Source organism: Pseudomonas khavaziana (assembly GCF_019145205.1).
Lineage (GTDB): Bacteria > Pseudomonadota > Gammaproteobacteria > Pseudomonadales > Pseudomonadaceae > Aquipseudomonas > Aquipseudomonas khavaziana.
The window spans coordinates 49,230-67,618 of the sequence record NZ_JAHSTT010000018.1 but is presented as its reverse complement, the minus strand read 5'-3'; the positions used below and the strand labels follow the sequence as shown (position 1 = coordinate 67,618).

General features: G+C 60.7%; 15 protein-coding genes and 2 pseudogenes. 7 read left to right on the top strand and 10 right to left on the bottom strand.

Annotated features, from left to right (window positions below; genetic code table 11):
* Positions 1-354: 354 nt before the first annotated feature.
* Entirely contained in the window at positions 355-867 is a 513-nt protein-coding gene (locus KVH01_RS27435) for a GNAT family N-acetyltransferase (protein ID WP_217883598.1), read from the bottom strand.
* Positions 868-1,020: 153 nt separating this feature from the next.
* Between KVH01_RS27435 and KVH01_RS27430 the strand changes: the two are divergent.
* Both KVH01_RS27430 and KVH01_RS30150 read left to right on the top strand, forming a co-directional pair.
* Positions 1,021-1,335, top strand: a pseudogene (locus KVH01_RS27430) (helix-turn-helix transcriptional regulator); the annotation flags it as partial.
* A gap of 2 nt (positions 1,336-1,337) precedes the next feature.
* A pseudogene (locus KVH01_RS30150) lies at positions 1,338-1,499 on the top strand (class II histone deacetylase); the annotation flags it as partial.
* On the opposite strand, the gene KVH01_RS27425 reads toward KVH01_RS30150, so the two are convergent.
* Complete coding sequence (locus KVH01_RS27425) at positions 1,489-2,628, bottom strand: glycerate kinase (RefSeq protein ID WP_217883597.1); 1,140 nt, start codon at positions 2,626-2,628, stop codon at positions 1,489-1,491. The pseudogene KVH01_RS30150 and the gene KVH01_RS27425 overlap by 11 nt on opposite strands.
* 100 nt (positions 2,629-2,728) lie before the next feature.
* Entirely contained in the window at positions 2,729-3,829 is a 1,101-nt protein-coding gene (locus tag KVH01_RS27420; RefSeq protein WP_217883596.1) for a sugar diacid recognition domain-containing protein, read from the bottom strand.
* 157 nt (positions 3,830-3,986) lie between these two features.
* On the opposite strand from KVH01_RS27420, the gene KVH01_RS27415 reads away from it, so the two are divergent.
* Positions 3,987-5,297 carry an MFS transporter gene (locus KVH01_RS27415; protein WP_217883595.1) on the top strand — a complete coding sequence of 437 codons (1,311 nt, stop codon included), beginning with the start codon at positions 3,987-3,989 and terminating at the stop codon, positions 5,295-5,297.
* A gap of 97 nt (positions 5,298-5,394) precedes the next feature.
* On the opposite strand, the gene KVH01_RS27410 is transcribed toward KVH01_RS27415, so the two are convergent.
* Positions 5,395-6,099: an SDR family oxidoreductase gene (locus KVH01_RS27410; protein ID WP_217883594.1), complete on the bottom strand. Its 705-nt coding sequence runs from the start codon at positions 6,097-6,099 to the stop codon at positions 5,395-5,397.
* A 102-nt stretch (positions 6,100-6,201) separates the two neighbouring features.
* Here KVH01_RS27410 and KVH01_RS27405 point away from each other — a divergent pair, with 102 nt between their 5' ends.
* The 3 genes from KVH01_RS27405 to rarD all read left to right on the top strand — a co-directional run bounded on the left by KVH01_RS27405 (position 6,202) and on the right by rarD (position 9,285).
* Positions 6,202-7,104, top strand: coding sequence for a LysR family transcriptional regulator (locus KVH01_RS27405; protein WP_217883593.1), 903 nt, complete (start codon positions 6,202-6,204; stop codon positions 7,102-7,104).
* Positions 7,105-7,185: 81 nt separating this feature from the next.
* A complete protein-coding gene (locus KVH01_RS27400; protein ID WP_217883592.1) occupies positions 7,186-8,202 on the top strand; it encodes an aldo/keto reductase in 1,017 nt (338 codons plus the stop codon).
* Positions 8,203-8,403: 201 nt separating this feature from the next.
* The gene (gene rarD / locus KVH01_RS27395; RefSeq protein ID WP_217883591.1) at positions 8,404-9,285 is read left to right on the top strand and encodes an EamA family transporter RarD; all 882 of its coding nucleotides are present in this window, start codon (positions 8,404-8,406) and stop codon (positions 9,283-9,285) included.
* Between the two features lie 69 nt (positions 9,286-9,354).
* Here the strand turns inward: rarD and KVH01_RS27390 are convergent, their stop codons facing one another.
* The 3 genes from KVH01_RS27390 to KVH01_RS27380 all read right to left on the bottom strand — a co-directional run bounded on the left by KVH01_RS27390 (position 9,355) and on the right by KVH01_RS27380 (position 13,002).
* Entirely contained in the window at positions 9,355-10,590 is a 1,236-nt protein-coding gene (locus KVH01_RS27390; protein ID WP_225924399.1) for a dermonecrotic toxin domain-containing protein, read from the bottom strand.
* A 165-nt stretch (positions 10,591-10,755) separates the two neighbouring features.
* A complete protein-coding gene (gene hppD / locus KVH01_RS27385) occupies positions 10,756-11,832 on the bottom strand; it encodes a 4-hydroxyphenylpyruvate dioxygenase (protein WP_057023914.1) in 1,077 nt (358 codons plus the stop codon).
* 246 nt (positions 11,833-12,078) lie between these two features.
* Positions 12,079-13,002: a DMT family transporter gene (locus KVH01_RS27380; protein WP_217883590.1), complete on the bottom strand. Its 924-nt coding sequence runs from the start codon at positions 13,000-13,002 to the stop codon at positions 12,079-12,081.
* Positions 13,003-13,079: 77 nt separating this feature from the next.
* Between KVH01_RS27380 and KVH01_RS27375 the strand changes: the two genes are divergently transcribed.
* Positions 13,080-13,967, top strand: coding sequence for a LysR family transcriptional regulator (locus KVH01_RS27375; protein WP_217883589.1), 888 nt, complete (start codon positions 13,080-13,082; stop codon positions 13,965-13,967).
* On the opposite strand, the gene KVH01_RS27370 is transcribed toward KVH01_RS27375, so the two are convergent.
* The 3 genes from KVH01_RS27370 to KVH01_RS27360 are packed head-to-tail and all read right to left on the bottom strand — an operon-like array spanning position 13,958 to position 18,389.
* Positions 13,958-15,025 (bottom strand): fimbrial protein, encoded by a 1,068-nt coding sequence (locus tag KVH01_RS27370; RefSeq protein ID WP_217883588.1) that lies wholly within the window; start codon positions 15,023-15,025, stop codon positions 13,958-13,960. The genes KVH01_RS27375 and KVH01_RS27370 overlap by 10 nt on opposite strands.
* Positions 15,022-15,768 (bottom strand): fimbrial biogenesis chaperone, encoded by a 747-nt coding sequence (locus tag KVH01_RS27365; RefSeq protein ID WP_217883587.1) that lies wholly within the window; start codon positions 15,766-15,768, stop codon positions 15,022-15,024. The genes KVH01_RS27370 and KVH01_RS27365 overlap by 4 nt, the downstream gene beginning before the upstream one ends.
* On the bottom strand, positions 15,768-18,389 hold the full coding sequence (locus tag KVH01_RS27360; RefSeq protein ID WP_217883586.1) for a fimbria/pilus outer membrane usher protein: 2,622 nt from the start codon (positions 18,387-18,389) through the stop codon (positions 15,768-15,770). The genes KVH01_RS27365 and KVH01_RS27360 overlap by 1 nt, the downstream gene beginning before the upstream one ends.

Here is an 18,389-nt window from a genome sequence, read left to right as displayed (position 1 = left end):
AACGTTAGGCTAGGCGCATCATTCATGTGCTCACGTTAGTGTCAGCTACACACAACGGGTTCCAGCACGACTGCAAGTAATTATTTGACCGTTAATTCCCGCGCGCACGACACGCTTTAGGCTTTTCCTTATTTAATAACTGCGCTCGGCTTGTCTGGTCGGTGCTATTACATCGTCACCTCGCTTCGGCTCGGCGTGCCCGTAATCCGCCGTGGATTCTGGAGCGGCGCCCCGCGCCATCCATGACGCGGGGCGGCCAGGATCAAGATCAAAAACAGAACAACGGCAAGAGCAAGAGCAAGAGTAAGCTGCGAGTCAGCACGGTCAGTTGTGAAGATGTCTTTGCTTATCGAGTTAAACCGACCGGCGCAGGCGCGCCATGCTCAGGGTGTCGACAAATACACCGTCACGCAGGGCGTAATCGCGCAATGTTCCCTCCACTTCGAAGCCGAACTTGCGATAAAGGTTATGCGCCGCCTCGTTGTCGGCGTAGACCGTCAGTTCCACGCGGTGCAGGTTCATCCAGTTGTCTGCCACATCCAGCGCGGCCGTCAACAGCCGCGAGCCTACTCCCTTGCCCTGCCAGGCAGTCGACACGCCCATGCCAAACGAACCCACATGACTCTGGCGTACGCGCAGGTACTGCTCCAACCCCAGCTGACCAATGACCTCACCGCCATGCAACGCTACCAACTGTAGCCGCCGCTCATTATCCATCACCAGACGTTTGCGCCAGGCCTCAACGGACTGGAAAGGCATTTGCAGCACCTGACGGCACACGGCCGGTTCGTTGTAGAGCGCGGTGACGCCCTCAAGGTGGGCCTCGGTAAAGCGCTGGATCACGATATGGGGTTCAGGTGCGTGCATTGCGTTTCATCCTATGAAAAACACGTGGCCGGCCAGTTTAGAAGCAAAGCTGTACGTCTGACGAGCCCGGAACTTTCCCACATCGTCAACCGCACCCTCCTGCATCTGAACGATGGCGATCAAACCTGACAGCACCGATACTCAGCCCAGGCCCTGGACCTGCAGCGCCTGGCCCAGCATCAGGACCTCGAGCATTTTCAACACCACGCCTTGAGGCGGCTAAGCCAGTTGCTGGCGTTCGATAGCGCCTGGTGGGGCCGCGCAGCGGTGATCGACGGTTTGCCGGAAGAGCACAGCAGCTACCTGCACCATTTGCCACCGGGCTATCTGGCGGACTGGCAGTCGATCCGCCATCTGGACGTCACTGTTGCGCAGGTGCATGCCAAGCCAGGTCAAGCAGTGATCATTGATATGCGTGACCCTGCCAACGGCACCGCGTTGAATTGGCTGGGCCAACGCCACGGCCTGGTGTACCGTTTTGTGGGTTGGCGACCCTTGAAGAATTGAGCGGCGTGCGCACAGAGGTGGACGATCCGATGCTGGAATTTGTGCAGTTGCAGCAGCCCGCAGAGGCGCAGCTGGAGTTTCAGGCACAGTGGGTGCGGCGGTTAGCGCGTGGGGTTAGTGATTAGATGCAAGGCGCCAAACGCGTGCGATGTCCGCAGCTCGCTCACATAATAGACGCGGAGCCTCACGGCAGGCCTGCTCCAGGCTCATCGGCCCCGACGGCAAGGCAAATGCCGCATCCACGCCATGGGCATACATCTGCTCGTAACCCTCGCCCAACGTGCCGGCGATCACGATAACCGGCACGCCATGGCGCTGGGCGATGCGCGCCACACCAAACGGGGTCTTGCCGCGCAGGGTCTGGGCGTCGAAGCGGCCCTCACCGGTGATGACCAGGTCGGCGCCGCGTACGGCGTCATCAAGGCCGACCAGTTCGGCCACCACCTCCACCCCTGGGCGGAACTGTGCACCGAGAAAGGCCTTGGCGGCGAAACCCAGGCCGCCGGCGGCGCCGCTGCCGGGTTGGTCGCGCACGTCGTTGGCCAGCACTTGGGCGCAGTGATCGGCGAAGTGGCCGAGGGCGGCGTCCAGTTGGGCCACTTGCTCGGGGCTCGCACCTTTTTGCGGGCCGAAAATCGCCGAGGCGCCGTGGGGGCCGCACAGCGGGTTGTTGACGTCGGCGGCAATTTCAAAGCGCACCTGGGCCAGGCGTGGGTCCAACGATACGAGGCTGATACTCGACAGGCGCGTCAACGCCAGCCCACCCGGGGGCAGTAGCTGTCCTTCAGCGTCGAAAAGTTGCACGCCAAGGGCCTGCATCGCTCCCGCCCCGCCATCATTGGTGGCACTGCCGCCAATCGCCAGGATGATGCGTTGCGCCCCGGCGTCCAGGGCGGCACGGATCAATTCACCGGTACCGTAAGTGGTGCTGGAACACGCGTCGCGTTGCTCCGGCGCGACCAGTTGCAAGCCGCTGGCCTCGGCCATTTCGATCATTGCGGTGTGGCTGTCGGCCAACCAGCCCCACCGCGCCTCAACGGTGCCACCCAATGGCCCTTGCACCACTTGCTGGCGCAACTCGCCGTTGCAAGCGGCAAGCACGGCGTCCACCGTTCCTTCACCCCCATCGGCCATAGGGCACTCGACCAACTGCGCATCCGGCCAGACTTGGGCCAACCCTTCGGCAATGGCCTGGGCAGTGCCTGCAGCACTGAGGCTGTCCTTGAATGAGTCGGGAGCGATGATGATCTTCATGATGGGCTTTCTCCGGTTTTTATAATGCCCATGCTGCCAGTTGGCTGGGGTAATGACGCCGGTCAATTGCACAGATGCGGACAGGGTTTGTTGGTCATTTCTACAAAGCCTGGGGCAACAACTGCACGCCCAGGTACAAGGCCAGCATGCCATCGAGCGTCAACGGGTCCACGCCGCTGAGTTCAGCAATGCGTTCCATGCGATAACGCAGGCTATTGCGATGAATGCCCAGCGCGTCTGCGCAGGCCTGGCTTTGCCCGTCGTGTTCGCACCAACTGCGCAGGGTGGCGAGCAGTTGCCCGTTGCTGTCCTTGGCCAGCACTTTGCGCAAAGGGTTGAGCAGTTCGTCCAGGGCATCGTCATGGCGGTGACGCCAGAGCATGACCGGCAGACGATAACGGTTGAGGGTCAACAGCCGCATTTGCGGGAGGATATCGCGGCCATACGCAAGTAGATCGCCCACCCGGCGATAACAACGGCGCAGCCCCGCCAAGCCCTCCGCTTGCCCACCAATGGCAACGCGCAGGATGTTCCAACCCAGGCCGTCGAGTTTTTCCAGCAGGCGGGGGTTGTCGACCTGCAACGCGGCGGGTCGGCACCACAGCAGGGAAAACTGCGCGGGGCTGACGCACCAACTGTCCGGGTAACGGCTGGTGAGCCATGTACTCAAGTCTTCCGCCGTTTGGCCCGTGCCCAGCTCGAACAGGTACGGCGTGCGCGACAGCTGCGGCTTGAGGCCCAGTTGCCGGGCTTCGTCCACCAGGCGTGGTGAGTCGCCACCGTCGGCCAGCAGCAGGGCCAGCAGATCATCGCAGCGCTGGCGCCGCCATTGCTGTTCGGCTTGCTGGTGGCGGTGGCTGACCAGCATTTCAGCGGTCATGCGCACCAGTTCGGCATAGGTGCGCAGCCCGTCCGGTTCACCGGTGATGCCCAGCACACCGATCAGGCGTTGATCATGCAGCAACGGCAGGTTGATGCCCGGCTGCACGCCCTTGAGATGCTTGGCAGTCTGCCCATCGATCTCCACCACCCGGCCATTGGCCAGGACCAGTTGCGCGCCTTCATGGCGGGTATTGATGCGTTCCGGCTCGCCGCTGCCAAGGATCAGGCCCTGGCTGTCCATGACGTTGACGTTATGGGGCAGGATGGCCATGGTGCGATCGACAATCTCCTGGGCCAAGGCGTGATCGAGCTCGAACATGGGGCTAATTTCCTAAAACAGGTTGTTCACTGGCACAGCGCAAAGCCTGCTTCACTGTGCGCCAGCACAAAGACAGTCGCCCATCACGTCATCGAGACTGTCGGGGCGGTCAACGTTAACCTCGCACCGCGAAAAATCATAATAAAGAGAGATTCCCATGTCACAGAGCGCCACTGCCGCACTGGCCAGCGATGACGATAAAAACGCCATCTACAAGCGCATCACCCTGCGCCTGATCCCCTTCATCTTTATCTGCTATCTGTTCAACTACCTGGACCGGGTAAACGTTGGCTTTGCCAAGCTGCAGATGCTCGATGCGTTGAAGTTCAGCGAAACCGTATACGGCCTGGGGGCCGGGATTTTCTTTATCGGCTACGTGCTGTGTGGCGTGCCGAGCAACCTGGCGCTGACCAAGTTCGGCCCACGGCGCTGGATCGCACTGATGATGATCGTGTGGGGCACGCTGTCTACCTGCCTGCTGTTTGTGACCACGCCGACGCATTTCTACACGTTGCGCCTGTTTACCGGTGCCGCTGAAGCCGGTTTCTTCCCCGGTGTGGTGCTGTACCTATCGCAGTGGTTTCCGACGTTCCGCCGTGGGCGGATCATGGCGCTGTTCATGTCGGCGATCCCGGTGTCCGGTTTGCTCGGCAGCCCGTTTTCCGGCTGGATTCTCAACCACTTTGCCGCCAATCAAGGCGGCTTGGCGGGCTGGCAGTGGATGTTCCTGCTGCAAGGCATCCCGACCGTGATCCTCGGCGCCCTCGCCTACTTCCTGCTCAGTGACAGCTTTGCCAACGCCAAGTGGCTCAAGCCCCATGAACGGCAGGTGCTGGAAGCCGACCACGCTACGGACCTGGCGAATAAGCCCGGCACCACCAGCGACTCCCTGGCCGAAGTGTTCAAGAACCCTGCGATCTGGGCATTTGGCCTGATCTACTTCTGCATCCAGAGCGGCGTGTATGCGATCAACTTCTGGCTGCCATCAATCATCAAGAACCTGGGTTTCAGCGATAACCTGGTGATTGGCTGGCTCAGTGCGATCCCGTATCTGTTGGCGGCAGTGTTCATGTTGCTGGTAGGCCGCTCGGCCGACTTGCGCAAGGAACGTCGCTGGCACCTGGTGGTGCCAATGCTGATGGGTGCCATCGGCCTGGTGATTGCGGTGAACTTCGCCACCACACCGGCCATCGCCATCCTCGGCCTGACCATCGCTACCATGGGCGCCCTTACCGGCCTGCCGATGTTCTGGCCGGTGCCTACCGCCATGCTCAGCGCAGGTGCCGCGGCGGGTGGCCTGGCGTTGATCAACTCCATGGGGCAGATGGCGGGCTTTCTCAGTCCGTATATCGTGGGGTTTGTGAAAGACGCCACCGGGTCCACGGATGTGGCGCTGTACCTGCTGGCGGCAGTGATTGTCGCCGGTAGTGTGCTGGCGTTGCGCATGACGCGGACCTTGAAGGCCTGACTCGGTTTAATGTGAGAGGGGATTTAGTGTCAGTGAGCGCATCTGTGACTGAACCACCGCCATCGAGGCAAGCCCCCTCCCACACTTTGGCCTGTGTCTACAGCAAACCGCCGCCATCGATATCGATAACGGCGCCGGTCATGAAGCCGTTCTCCATGGCCAATACATACCCCGCCGCCACTTCTTCAGCCTGCCCTACCCGGCCAACCGGCAATACCTCGCCGGTCTTGGCAAACATCGCCAAACGCTGCTCTTCGGCCAAGCCGGCATAGGCTGGGGTATCGATCACGCCGGGGCTGATGACATTGACGCGACGCGGCGCCAGTTCCTTGGCCAGTTGCTTGCCCAAGGCTTCGGTCGCGGCGTTGATGCCGGTCTTGATGAGCTGCCCTGCTGCCAGCTTGCGCCCCAGTTGACCGGAAGTCAGGCTGATGCTGCCGTGCTCCCCCAAAAATGGCAGCGCCTGTTGAATCGCACGTAGGGCGCCCCAGAGTTTCACATTGAAATTGTCCTGGGCCTCGTCAAGGTCGGTTTCGCTCAAGATCTTGGCCCGCACCGAAGGCCCCGAGGTGTAGACCAGGTGGTCAAAGTGCCCCACCGTTTCGAACAAGCGCTGCAACGACGCGCTGTTGGTGACGTCCACCGGCTCACTGCGTACACCGTTGTCGCTGCCGGAGTTCAAGCGTCGCCCGGCCAGCACCACGCGCGCACCGCGAGCGGTGGCTGCCTGGGCCACTGCGGCGCCGATGCCGCTGCTGCCGCCAATCACGATGATGGTTTTACCGCTGAGGGAAGATGTCATGGGGAGAACTACCTGGATGAGAAAGTGAGCGTTGATCTTCCCAGCTTGGCAATCAGCAAAAAATCCCGGTAAAACGACAAGATCTTTAAAGGATTTTTAATAATGAGTTCAATTCTCGACCTTGAAGTTTTTGTGCGCAGTGCCGACACCGGCAGCCTGACAGCCGCCGCCCGTGGGCTTGGCTTGACACCGGCAGCGGCCAGCATTGCCCTCAAGCGCCTTGAAACACGGCTCGGTATCCGCTTGCTTGCCCGTTCCACCCGCAGCATGCGCCTGACCGAAGAAGGCCGGCGTTATCTGGACAGCGTGCGGGTGGCGCTGGAAGCGTTGTCGGAGGGCGAACACGCCATCAAGCAACAGGGCCAAAGCCTCAGCGGTTTATTGCAGCTGGCGGCACCTTCGGATTTCGGCCGCAACGTGTTACTGGGCTGGCTGGATGAGTTCAAGCTTGAGCACCCGAATATCCGCCTGCAACTGCTGCTCAACGACAGCAATGCCGACTTGTTTCGCGATACCGTCGACATTGCCCTGCGCTTTGGCGTACCAAGGGACTCCAGCCTGGTGGCGTTGCCGGTGGTGCCCGGCCACCAGCGCATGGCCTGCGCCAGCCCTGAATATCTCGCGCGCCACGGCACACCACGCACGCCGGCAGACTTGGCGCAGCACAGTACGTTGCGTTACATGCGCCGCGGGCAGGCCAATAGCACGTGGTACTTCCGCCAGGGCGCGCTGCTCCAGGAGGTCGACGTCAGCGGCGATTACCTCAGCGACGATGGAGAAATCGTCCGCCGCTGGGCGCTGGCGGGCCACGGCATCGCCTATAAAGCCAATCTGGATATTGCCCGTGATATCCAGGCCGGTCGGCTGGTAGTGCTGCTGCCCGACTGGCAGGGCGAGCCGACCCCTTTCAACCTGATGTGCCCCCACCGTCTGCAAGTGTCGGAACGGGTGAAAGTGCTGCACCGTTTTCTACAGGCCCGCTGCCAGACATTACTGGGTGCATGAACAAACGCGCCCAGGGCTTGTTCCAGAGGCGTCGGTTCTGGTATTGCAGTACTCACGTTTCCCTGCGATGAGGAGCTCTCCATGATTTACCGCACATTGGGCCAGTCCGGGTTGAAGGTCAGCGCATTGACCCTCGGCACCATGATGTTTGGCGAACAGACCAGTACCGAAGACTCGCTGCGCATCATCGACAAGGCCTGGGACCAGGGCATCAACTTTATTGATACCGCCGACGTCTACACTGGCGGGCGCTCCGAAGAGATCGTCGGCGAAGCCATTGCGCGCAATCGCCAGGACTGGATCGTGGCCAGCAAAGTCGGCTTCGGACCCGCCGACGGTTTGCCCAACCGCAGTGGTTTGAACCGCAAGCGTATTTTCAACGCCGTGGAAGCCAGCCTTGGGCGCCTGGATACCGAGTACCTGGACATCTACTACCTGCACCGTGAAGACCATGACACGCCGCTGGAAGTGACCGTGTCGGCCATCGGTGACCTGATCCGCCAAGGCAAGATCCGCTATTGGGGCCTGTCCAACTACCGCGGTTGGCGTATCGCCGAGGTGATTCGGGTGGCCGAGCGTCTTGGGGTGGATAAACCCGTCATCAGTCAGCCGCTGTACAACATCGTCAATCGCCAGGCCGAGGTCGAGCAAATCACCGCGGCGGCTGCCTACGGGTTGGGCGTGGTGCCCTATAGCCCGCTGGCCCGAGGGGTGCTCAGCGGCAAATATGCGCCGGACGTAACGCCCGAGCCCGGCAGCCGGGCCGCACGCCAGGACAAGCGCATCCTGGAAACCGAATGGCGGATGGAGTCGTTGCGCATCGCCCAGCAGATCCAGCAATACACCCAAGGGCGTGGCGTGGGCATGGTCGAGTTTGCCATTGCCTGGGTATTGAACAATTGCGCGGTGAGTTCCGCGATTGTCGGGCCACGCACCGAGGCGCAATGGGATGCGTACACCGGCGCGCTGGCGGTGAATATCACGACTGAAGACGAGGCATTTATTGATTCCTTGGTCACACCCGGGCACTCATCCACGCCGGGGTTCAACGATGTCGGCCATTTCGTCTCAGGCCGTGTGGCGTGGCGAGTTGGCTGAAGTCTCCTTGATGCATGGAGATTAAAATGCGGGCGGGGCTTGCTCGCGGTAGCGGTGCTGCAATCGGTTCATCTGTAGCTGCCACACTGCCTATCAGGAGCAAGTCGAATCGGCGCCCGCCCCTCCCACATTCTATTTCTCGCAAAAACCGCCATACTCCGCCCTTGGAACTGGATATGAATCGGCTTTCGCGAGGACAGCGTGTCTAAAGGTGTAGTGTTATCGGTATTGGCCTCGGTGTTGTTTGCCGTGATGTATTACTTCACGTCGCTGCTCACGCCCTTGAGCGGCCTGGAGATTTTCGGCTGGCGAATGTTGCTGACCGTGCCCTGCATGACGGTATTCATGATCGTCAGCGGTGAATGGCGACGGGTGTGGGAGCTGCTGCGCATGCTCACGACCAAGCCGCGCCTGATCGGGGGGGGGCTGGCCTCTTCGGCCTTGCTGGGCGTGCAATTGTGGCTGTTCATGTGGGCGCCGCTGAATGGACGCAGCCTGGATGTATCGGTGGGGTATTTCCTGTTGCCGCTGACCATGGTGCTGACGGGGCGCTTGGTGTACGGCGAACGCTTGTCGCGGCTGCAGCAGATTGCGGTGGTGCTGGCCGCGCTCGGCGTTTTGAATGAGCTGTATCAGGCCGGTGGTTTTTCCTGGGCGACCCTGGTGGTGATCATCGGTTACCCAGTGTATTTCGTTGTGCGCAAGTACCTGAGCACCGATCACTTGGGTGGCTTGTGGCTGGACATGGCGCTGATGCTGCCAGTGGCTTGGTGGTTTGTGCAGAGCGGCGAACAGGGATTTGCCGTGCTCGATGTGCACCCCAGGCTGTATGCATTGATTCCGATGCTGGGTTTGATCAGTGCCTCGGCGCTGGTGAGCTATATCATTGCCAGTCGCTTGCTCGCATTCAGCTTGTTCGGGCTGCTCAGTTACGTGGAGCCGGTGTTACTGCTGGTGGTGGCGCTATTGCTGGGAGAAGGCATCAAGGGTGACCAATGGCTGACTTACATTCCCATCTGGCTGGCGGTGATGGTGCTGGTATATGAGGGGTTCAAGCATTTGGTGCGTCAACGTCGGGTTTGAGTAAAAGACTGGGAATGGGTGCCGGTTGCGGGGGTATCCGTACCCCTTCCGTACTGCAGGGGGATGGCCTCAGGTCATTACCTGAGTCGTGAACTCTTCGGACGTACCGACCACGCTCTCGATGACGTCGGCTAAGGTATTCAGGTTTTCCCTCGCTGTGCCGTAGCGGGGGATATTGCTCTGGACCTCATTACCGAAATTTTCCAAGTGTTGATCCATCATCTCTTTCTCAACACCAAACACATTGCCGAGCCGATTGTCGTGGTTCAGCTCAAGCAGCGTTCCTGTGACGGGGTTTTTCACGATTTCTTCGATGGAATTGGCTATATCGTCAGGAACACCAAACTGTTTCAATGCAGTCCCTATACCGTGCCCCGGGTTTCTGAGCTGCTTGACGAGGTAGGCCCAGAAGTCACTCAGGTCATTAGGTCCCGCCTTTTCCAGAGCCTGGCGCGCGACATGCTGTTTGGCGAACTCTTCGGGGGACTCTGAACTGGGATCGCCGAGCGGTTCTTTACTGTTCAGCCCGTCTTTCACGAAGTAATAACCGTCCTCACTGCCACCACGAAAGTTCCCATAAGCATCGTAATCATATACGACATGTTCTCCATCCTCCCGTGTACCGACATAGGTCGCTTTGCCATCGGAAGCGAGGTTGAAAAGCCTGGTGTTGAATAGCCCGTTGACCTCCACTGGCGGAACCGTTACATCCCTGTTCAAGCGCGCGAAAATATCATCGCGCTCTCGACCAAAACTTCCCACCGCAACGCTGGATTGATTATCCTTGCCAAACTCCTTTAGTTGCTCCCTGACCCGCTCCTCCTGCCCGGGAGCTTCAGGGTGAGAGAAGTGCCCGGCTAATCGGTCTAGTTCGGCAGGGTCTTGGGCCATATTCCTAACCCATTCAGTCATCTCTTCAGCGGTTTCGAACGTGTGGAACGACATGACTTCATCCTCCGGCATATACACGATGAAATTAGTCATCCCTTCCGTTACAGGCACGCGCTTGATCACCATCATGTCTTGGGATTGAGCGCCATCGACGGCAAAAGTCGAGACACTCACGAAAGGAGCCCCCGGTTTGTCTGGATTCACCACCGCCTTTATCAACTGATGCTCGTCGGCAGTTAAATCACCATTGAGGTGCTGTAATTCACCTTCGTCGAGGAAACGCTTTCGCGCCACATCGATCGGATCCCCTTCATTGGTCGAGCGGACATTGCCAACGGGGCGAGGCTGCGGCGGTAGGATCTGAGCGCCTAACCTTGGCAGATGAGTAGTACGAGTAGGAATACGCAAATTCATATGAGGGCCTCGTCTAGATTAGGGTGCAGGTTTTTTCCTACGCCCGGCCCTTATGTGATATTTGGTGAAACATCTGTTCCCGTTTGACCGTCGCTAAATTGCAACTCGATGCAACACACACGAAAAAGCCCGGTATAAACCCGGGCTTTTTGCTTATTCAGTGAGTCAGTCGGCGGTCAGTACACCACGACGAACCTGATCACGCTCAATCGACTCGAAAAGCGCCTTGAAGTTGCCCTCGCCGAACCCATCGTCGCCTTTGCGCTGGATAAATTCAAAGAACACCGGCCCCATCAGGGTTTCCGAGAAAATCTGCAGCAGCAGGCGCTTGTCACCGGCGACCGACGAACCATCCAGCAAGATGCCACGCGATTGCAGCTGGTCGACCGGCTCACCGTGGTTTGGCAGGCGGCCCTCAAGCATTTCGTAGTAAGTGTCTGGCGGCGCGGTCATGAAGCGCATACCGATCTTCTTCAGCGCGTCCCAGGTCTTGACCAGGTCGTCGGTGAGGAATGCTACGTGCTGGATGCCCTCGCCGTTGAACTGCATCAGGAACTCTTCGATCTGCCCGGCGCCCTTGGAGGATTCTTCGTTCAACGGGATGCGGATCTTGCCGTCCGGCGCGCTCATGGCCTTGGAGGTCAGGCCGGTGTATTCGCCCTTGATATCGAAATAACGCGCTTCACGGAAGTTGAACAGCTTCTCGTAGAAATTGGCCCAGTAGATCATCCGGCCGCGATAGACGTTATGGGTCAGGTGGTCGATGACCTTGAGGCCGGCGCCGACCGGGTTGCGGTCAACACCTTCGAGGTAGACGAAGTCGATGTCATAGATCGAGTTGCCTTCGCCGAAACGGTCAATCAGGTACAACGGCGAACCGCCGATGCCTTTGATCGCCGGCAGGTTCAGCTCCATCGGGCCGGTTTCGATGTGGATCGGCTGGGCCCCCAGTTCGAGGGCACGGTTGTAGGCCTGCTGCGAATCCTTGACGCGAAACGCCATGCCGCACACCGACGGGCCGTGTTCGGCCGCAAAGTAGGCCGCCAGGCTGCCCGGTTCGTTATTGAGGATCAGGTTGATCTCGCCCTGGCGATACAGGTGCACATCCTTGGAACGGTGGGTCGCCACCTTGGTGAAGCCCATGATCTCAAAGATCGGCTCCAGCGTACCCGGGGTGGGCGAGGCGAATTCGATAAATTCAAAGCCCATCAGGCCCATGGGGTTTTCGTATTGGTCGGTCATGTTCGGTGCCTCATCATTCTTGTGGGTAGCAATTGTTTAGTTGCAAGCAAGGATGAGGTCCGAAGGTGGCGCGCAGGAGAGGCCTCGCACGCTGCGGGCGAGGAAGTCACCAAAGATGAGGGGGGAGCCAAGTAGCTTCATGGTGTCATCAGTCTCTGACGGCCGAGGCTTGCGTGAGCGCAAGTCCATATTCTTGTATGCGTAAATCGATTCTACACAGCGTAAACAGGTTTGTCCGTACTCTTATCAAATCCCCGTCGCCCTGCCCTGTGCAAGGGGTTTATTGCACAAGTAGATGCCCAGCAGGATCACGGCGCCACCTGCCAGCATCGGCGCCGTCAAGGCTTCGTCCAGCAACAGCGCGCCACACATCACTGCCGTCAGTGGGTTGAGGGCGATGAACACGCCGGAGCGGGTTGCACCGATTCGCCGGATGCCGTCGTAATAACCAATATAGGCCAGGGCCGAACCCAGCACACCCAGGTACAGCAGGCTGTACCACTGCGCCAGCTGCAGCGCACTGAAACCTTGCAGCGTCAGCCGACCGGTGGCGAGGGTAGCAAGGGTCAACATCAGCGTACCCCAGAGCACCGACCAAGTGACGGTTTGCACCGGTCCCAATGTCTGGTTGAGTTCCCGGGACAGCAGCGAATAGGCGCCCCAGGCGATTACGCAACCCAGGATCAACAGATCACCGACCCAGGCGTTGCGCGCCCCCTGCATGAGGTTGGGATTGCGGCTCACGATCACCACTGCCGCCCCCAGCAGGCACAGCCCGATGCCCAGCCACTTGGCCCGCCCCAGGCGTTCCTTGAACAGCAACCAGGACGCCAGGCCAATCACTGCGGGGTTCAATGCCACGATCAAGGACGCCCGCGACGCATTGATGTAGTGCAGCCCATAGAAAAAACACAGGTTGTAGAAAAAGATGCCGCATAACCCCAGCAGCATCAGCCGTGCCATTTGTCTCGTACTCGGGCGAGCCAGGGGGATCCGTGCGCAGGCCAGGAACAGCAGCAGCGCCAGGCTGGCCAGGATAAACCGCAGGCAGGCCGCGAGCAGCGGGTCCACTTGATCGGCCAGAAAGCGCCCGGCGACGAAAGTCCCGCCCCAGATCATGGTGACAGCGGCCAGCTTCAGGTAAGTAAGGCCTTCGCGGGCAGGATGCATAAGAATGTGCTCAACGTGAGAGAGGATGGCGTTATTCTTTGGCTAATGATCAGTCATCGTAAAATGAGGCTTTACTCATGACCCTGACCCAGCTGGAGATCTTCTCACTGGTTGCCGAACTACGCGGCTTCACCAGCGCGGCGCATCGCCTGGGTATCAGCCAGTCGGCCGTGTCCCATGCGATCAAGGCCCTGGAGCAGGAGCTGGGGGTGGAGCTGTTTCGCCGTCATCAGACCCTGGTGGAACTGAGTGATATCGGCGAGCAGTTGCTCGGGCGGGCGCGGGGCATGCTGGGCCTGGCCAATACCTTGCAACAGGAAGCCGCAGATGCCCGCGGGATGAAGCGCGGCACGCTGCGCATAGGCTCGTTCGGGCCAACCGCTTCGAACCACTTGCTGCCGACTATCCTCAGCCATTTTCGCCGGGACTACCCGGGTATCGAGGTGCATGTGGACGAAGGACCAGACCGACAGGTCATCCAATGGCTGGATCAGCGCCGGGTGGATGTGGGCTTCGTGGTACTGGAGCAGGACCGCTTCGACACCGTGGCCCTGCTCGAAGACCAACTGGTGGCGCTGATACCGGTCGACCATGCCTTGGCGGCAAGCACTGCGGTGCCCCTGCATGCGTTGTGCGATGACCCGTTCATCCTTACCGAGGCAGGCTCCTCAGAGCTGGTCACGCGTTTGTTCGATGAAGCGCAGCTGCAGCCCAAAGTGCGGTATCGCTGCACCCAGTTGCTCAGCACCTTGGAGGCGGTCAGCCGCGGCGACGGCCTGAGCATCGTGGCCCAGGGCTCACTGCCGACCTATGCCCACCCGCGCTACCTTGCCCGCCCCTTGTCGCCGAGCGTACGGCGGCGCATTGGTCTGGCGGTGCTGGATCGGCGCCAGGCCTCACCCGCTACCCTGGCGTTTATCACGCTGGCGCAAACGCTGTACCCCGATCCCGCAACTCACCGGTAACTCAGGGTAAACGAGGCCAGGCCGTTGGCGGTCCCGGGCTTGATGGTCGATGCGGTTTGAACGTAGCGGGCGGTCAAGGGAATCGTCAGGGTACCGTTGCCCGTGCTTGCGACCTGCCATTGGTTCGGGTTGCCCACGCCGGAGGCATCGGGACCGTAGCTCACCAACCGGTCGCCACTGAGCAGTTGCAGGGCGACGCCACGGGCGCCCGAGTCGCGGGTCAGCGACAACTGGTTACTGCGATTGCCGGGGTCTGTCTGGTCCGTCACGGTGATCCAGACATCGAGGTTGCCACCGGTGCCGCCGGCACAGTCCAGGGTTATGTTGCGATTGACGCTGCCGGCGTGGCTGCCCACTCCCTTGAAGTCGCGGTTGGGCACCAGCCCCAGCGGCATTGCAAGCGACGGCGTGGTCACCCGGCAAGTCGGTTTTTGCGGCGGCAGTATCACCGTATCGGCAAAGTTGACCGAGCCAGCGCCGGGGCTTTCGATACTGACGTTGGTGAGCACATACCTGGCGACTGTGTTTCCAGGGAGGGTACCCGACGTGATCGGGCCCGTTGCCACCAGGTATACGCGCCCTTGCAGGCCCCAGCCATTGGGTTTGTTGTGCTTGGCGTCCAACAGCGTGACGCCGGTGTGGGTGATGACTTTAAAATCCCGGGACGGGTCCCCGGCCATCATGACGAATCCGACGCCAGGATAGCTGGTCGCGTAGACGGGCAACGTCAGCCCATTGGCGTTGAACGTCATGCCGGTTGCCGGCGAATTGACCACGCTGAGGTTGGCCGACACCGGCTGCAACAATGGCCAGTCGGTGTAGCGACACTGCATGACAAAGCCATTGCTGGCAAAGTCATAACCGCTCGGGTAGCCAATCGCCTCGCCCACTTGCAGGTTGTCAGGCAAGGTGATGGGTGGGAAAGACAGCGTCACGGGGGCTTGCGGGGTACAGACGCCTGCATTGAAATGCGCCTGTGCGTCCATGGTGAATGCGCAAGCACCCAGGCACGCGCCAATCGGTAAAAGCCTGCTCAGAAACAATTGAACACCGTTCATAGCGCCAACTCCTTACTGCGGCCAACAACCGCCGTGTGCTCGCGTGTCGTGCCATGGTCATCCAGGGTGGTAAAACGCACCGCGCCCGTCCCCTGCCCCGTCGGCGCCCGGCCCTTCAACAGGATGCGGGCAACCGACTGCGGCAACAGCATCGGCGGGTCTTCACTGCAATACTCCAGCCCGTCGATGGTCAGTAACACGCTGGAAAGACTCACATGGAAGGCGCTCGGGTTGCGCACCTGCACCGCGCCGTCGTCCGCCAGGTGCCACTGCAACCTTCCCACCGCCTGCTGGGCCTGGCCTGGCAAGGCGTCCGGGCGCAGGAACAGCTTGATCCGTGTGCGAAAGGCAAATTGGAGCTGGTTGCCGGTGTCGACAGACGGCCTGATCCCCAGCACATTCAGCCAGTACACCGACTCTTGAGACGCGGCAATAGCCTTGCCTTGAGGTGCGTGGTACATCACCCGCAATGCGCGGCGCTGGCCGGCATCCAGGCGCAGGATCGGCGGCGTGACTGTAAAGGGCACATCACTCAATTCAGGCACGACTTGCGGGTCGCCCGCATCAATCCACACCTGGACCAATCGCGGGCCGTCGGCTTCATTGCGCAGGTTGACCGTCACTCCCGGTGCGCTGGCTGTATAAATGATGCGGGTGCGGTCAATGACGATTTCCCCATGGGCCAGTACGGCCTGTGCCGACAGGACGAGGCCGAGCATGGTATTGAACAGTTGCTTGCTCATCAGCTGCGCTCCTTGTCCGCGCCGCCGTGGTCCGAACACTGGCTGACCAACTGGTCCGCGTTTTCCTGGCGTTGCCCGGGCCTGCGCGGAGGTAAACGGTAGTGGATAAAGCACTGGTCACCCGCCCCTGCATTCCAGCGCACAGTCAACCGGCCCTGGTCGGCGACTCCGCGCACAAAGGCCTTGCCCGCCTGGCCGATCACACCAATTTCGGTGCCGCGCTCGTCAAACACCTGGGCGGCAAATGGCAGCGGCTGGCCGTTCATATGGGTGGCCTTGATCACCACGGCACGGCCACTGACGGTCTCGAACCTGACCAGTGAGACCGCCCCCAGCGTCGGTACCACGGCGTGACTCGATTCCTTGAGTTCCACATCCATGGGCATGCCCTCGGGATCGATATCCACGTCATTGCGCTGATAAGCCCTGAGGGCTGGCAGCACCGCATAGCCCTGCTTATTGATACGCGCCCCGCTGCTGCCGAGCCGGGCATCTTGTGCATCCGGCGCATACACCAGCGCCGAGGCTTCACCGAGATTCTGCGAAAAGGTCACGCCACCCTCGTGGGCAATCAGCCCGCCGTCGGCACTCATGGACAGTTGCGCGCTGTCGCGGGCCTGGGCATAGCCAGCCCTCAGGCTGGCAGCGCGGCTACGATAGCCGGCGTAGGCATTTAAGCTGGAGCCTTCCTGATGGCCGGTGCCACGGCTGCCGGTCAGCCCGTAGTTGGCTTCACCGGCGTTGCCCAGCACACCATTGATCCCCACCTGGTGCTGGCTGCCGCGCGAATCGCCAGCATCGCGCGACAGGCTACTGCTCAAGGTCGGCGCACGCGTTCCCACGCCCAATGGCATGGACAGTGTCAGCACCAGGTGATTATCCACGCGCCCAGCCTGCGCGGAGCGGCCAAAAAAGATCTCGTCGCTGCGCTCGTGATCGCTCAATGGGTGGGTTTCACTGACGCGCGAGCGCTGCGCCGAGAGGTTCCAGTTGAGCGACTTCCAATTGGCCGCGTAACTGAGGGTGAAGGATGTCTGGCGCCCTTGGCGGCCCGCCCAGTAGTCGATGGAACTGCCATACAGGCTCAGCGAGCCTGCGCCCAGCTGTTGGCTGATTGTCAGGTCGAGGCGGCTTTTCTGCCTGGCGTAACTATTGATACTTGCGCCTTGGTGGGCCAGTTCGCGCACATTAAGCGCGTCAGGCAGGTTCAGGTAACCGGCCGTGGAGAAACGGTAGGCACCCAGCGCAAAGTGCGTCCCCGAGAACGGCAGGTTCTTGTTATAGGCCAGGCCCCAGCTTTGCCCTCCGACGACCCCCAGCCCCTGTACCTGGGTGCGCGAGTGGGTGCTGTCGAGGGAGAACGCGCCAATCGCGGTACTCATCGCCAGGCCGGCCTTGCCCTGGCCGTAGCCTTGGGAAAACGTGCTGCCACCATAGGCGCTCAGGCGATCACTCAGGCCATGCTGCAGCGTACCCTGGAAGATCAAAGGGCTGGCGTCGCTGACACCCTGTTGCTGCAACTGTCCCAGGGTGGCGCTGTAGTGGCTGGCACCGTCACGCAACAGGTAGGGCGCCACGGAGTATGGCACGATGAAGGTGCTGCGCCGGCCGTCAACCTCAGTGACGCTGACGTGCAGGTCGCCGCCATATCCGGTGGGGTACAGGTCATCGATGACAAACGGCCCTGGGGCCACTGTAGTCTCGTAAAGCGTGTAGCCGTTCTGGCGCACCGTCACGGTTGCATTGCTGTCGGCAATGCCGCGCACCTGAGGCGCATAGCCTTGTTGAGACTGGGCAAGCATGCGGTCATCGGTGGCCAGGGTGATGCCGCGTACACGCACACCGTCGAGGATCTGGCCACTGCTGAAACTGTCGCCGACGGTCAGCTGTGAACGCCAGGCGGCAAGGGGCCGTTGCAGGTAGGTGGCGGTGTGTTGATAAGGTGCCAGGCCGCTACCGGATGCCCATGCCTGTCCACCCTGATGGCGTAGCCGCCAGTCGCCCAGGTTGAGACCGCCGTTGAGGCCCAGGTAGCCACGATCCTCACCAGTGCCCGCCGTCGCCGTCGCGGCACTGAAGTTGTAGTTGAGCAGCGCGGCGTCAATGCCGTTGTCCCACTGAGACGGGTCAACGGAGCCGCGCACGGCGCGGTTGATATAGACCTGGGGGATGCTGACATCCAGGGTCAGGGTCTCGATATCGACGCGGCTGCTGGCCATGGGGATCCACTCGGCAAAATCCCGGCAGGCATGCTCGGTGTTATCCCCCAGCGCCTGCACAGAAACCCCCAGTTGGCCAAGCTCGGCAGCGTTCAGGCAAGGCTGAGCGTCGTCCTGTCCGGCAAGGGCGGCGAAGGTGATCTCGCGGCGTCCCATCGATTGCCCGTTGAGCATCACATCCATGCGATAGACACCCGGCGCCAACACGTTGCTGGTATTGAAACGTGAGATATCTGCCGAAGAGGACAGGCCGCTGGCGAACGCCTCGATGTCAAACAACAGTGGCGCGGCCTCTGCCGACATCAATAAGGTACTGAGCAGGCCCAGCCATAGCAGTAACCTGGGGTTGGCGAACAGCCAGGCAGTGACGCGGTGAACGGGTATTTGCAGTAAGGCATACAT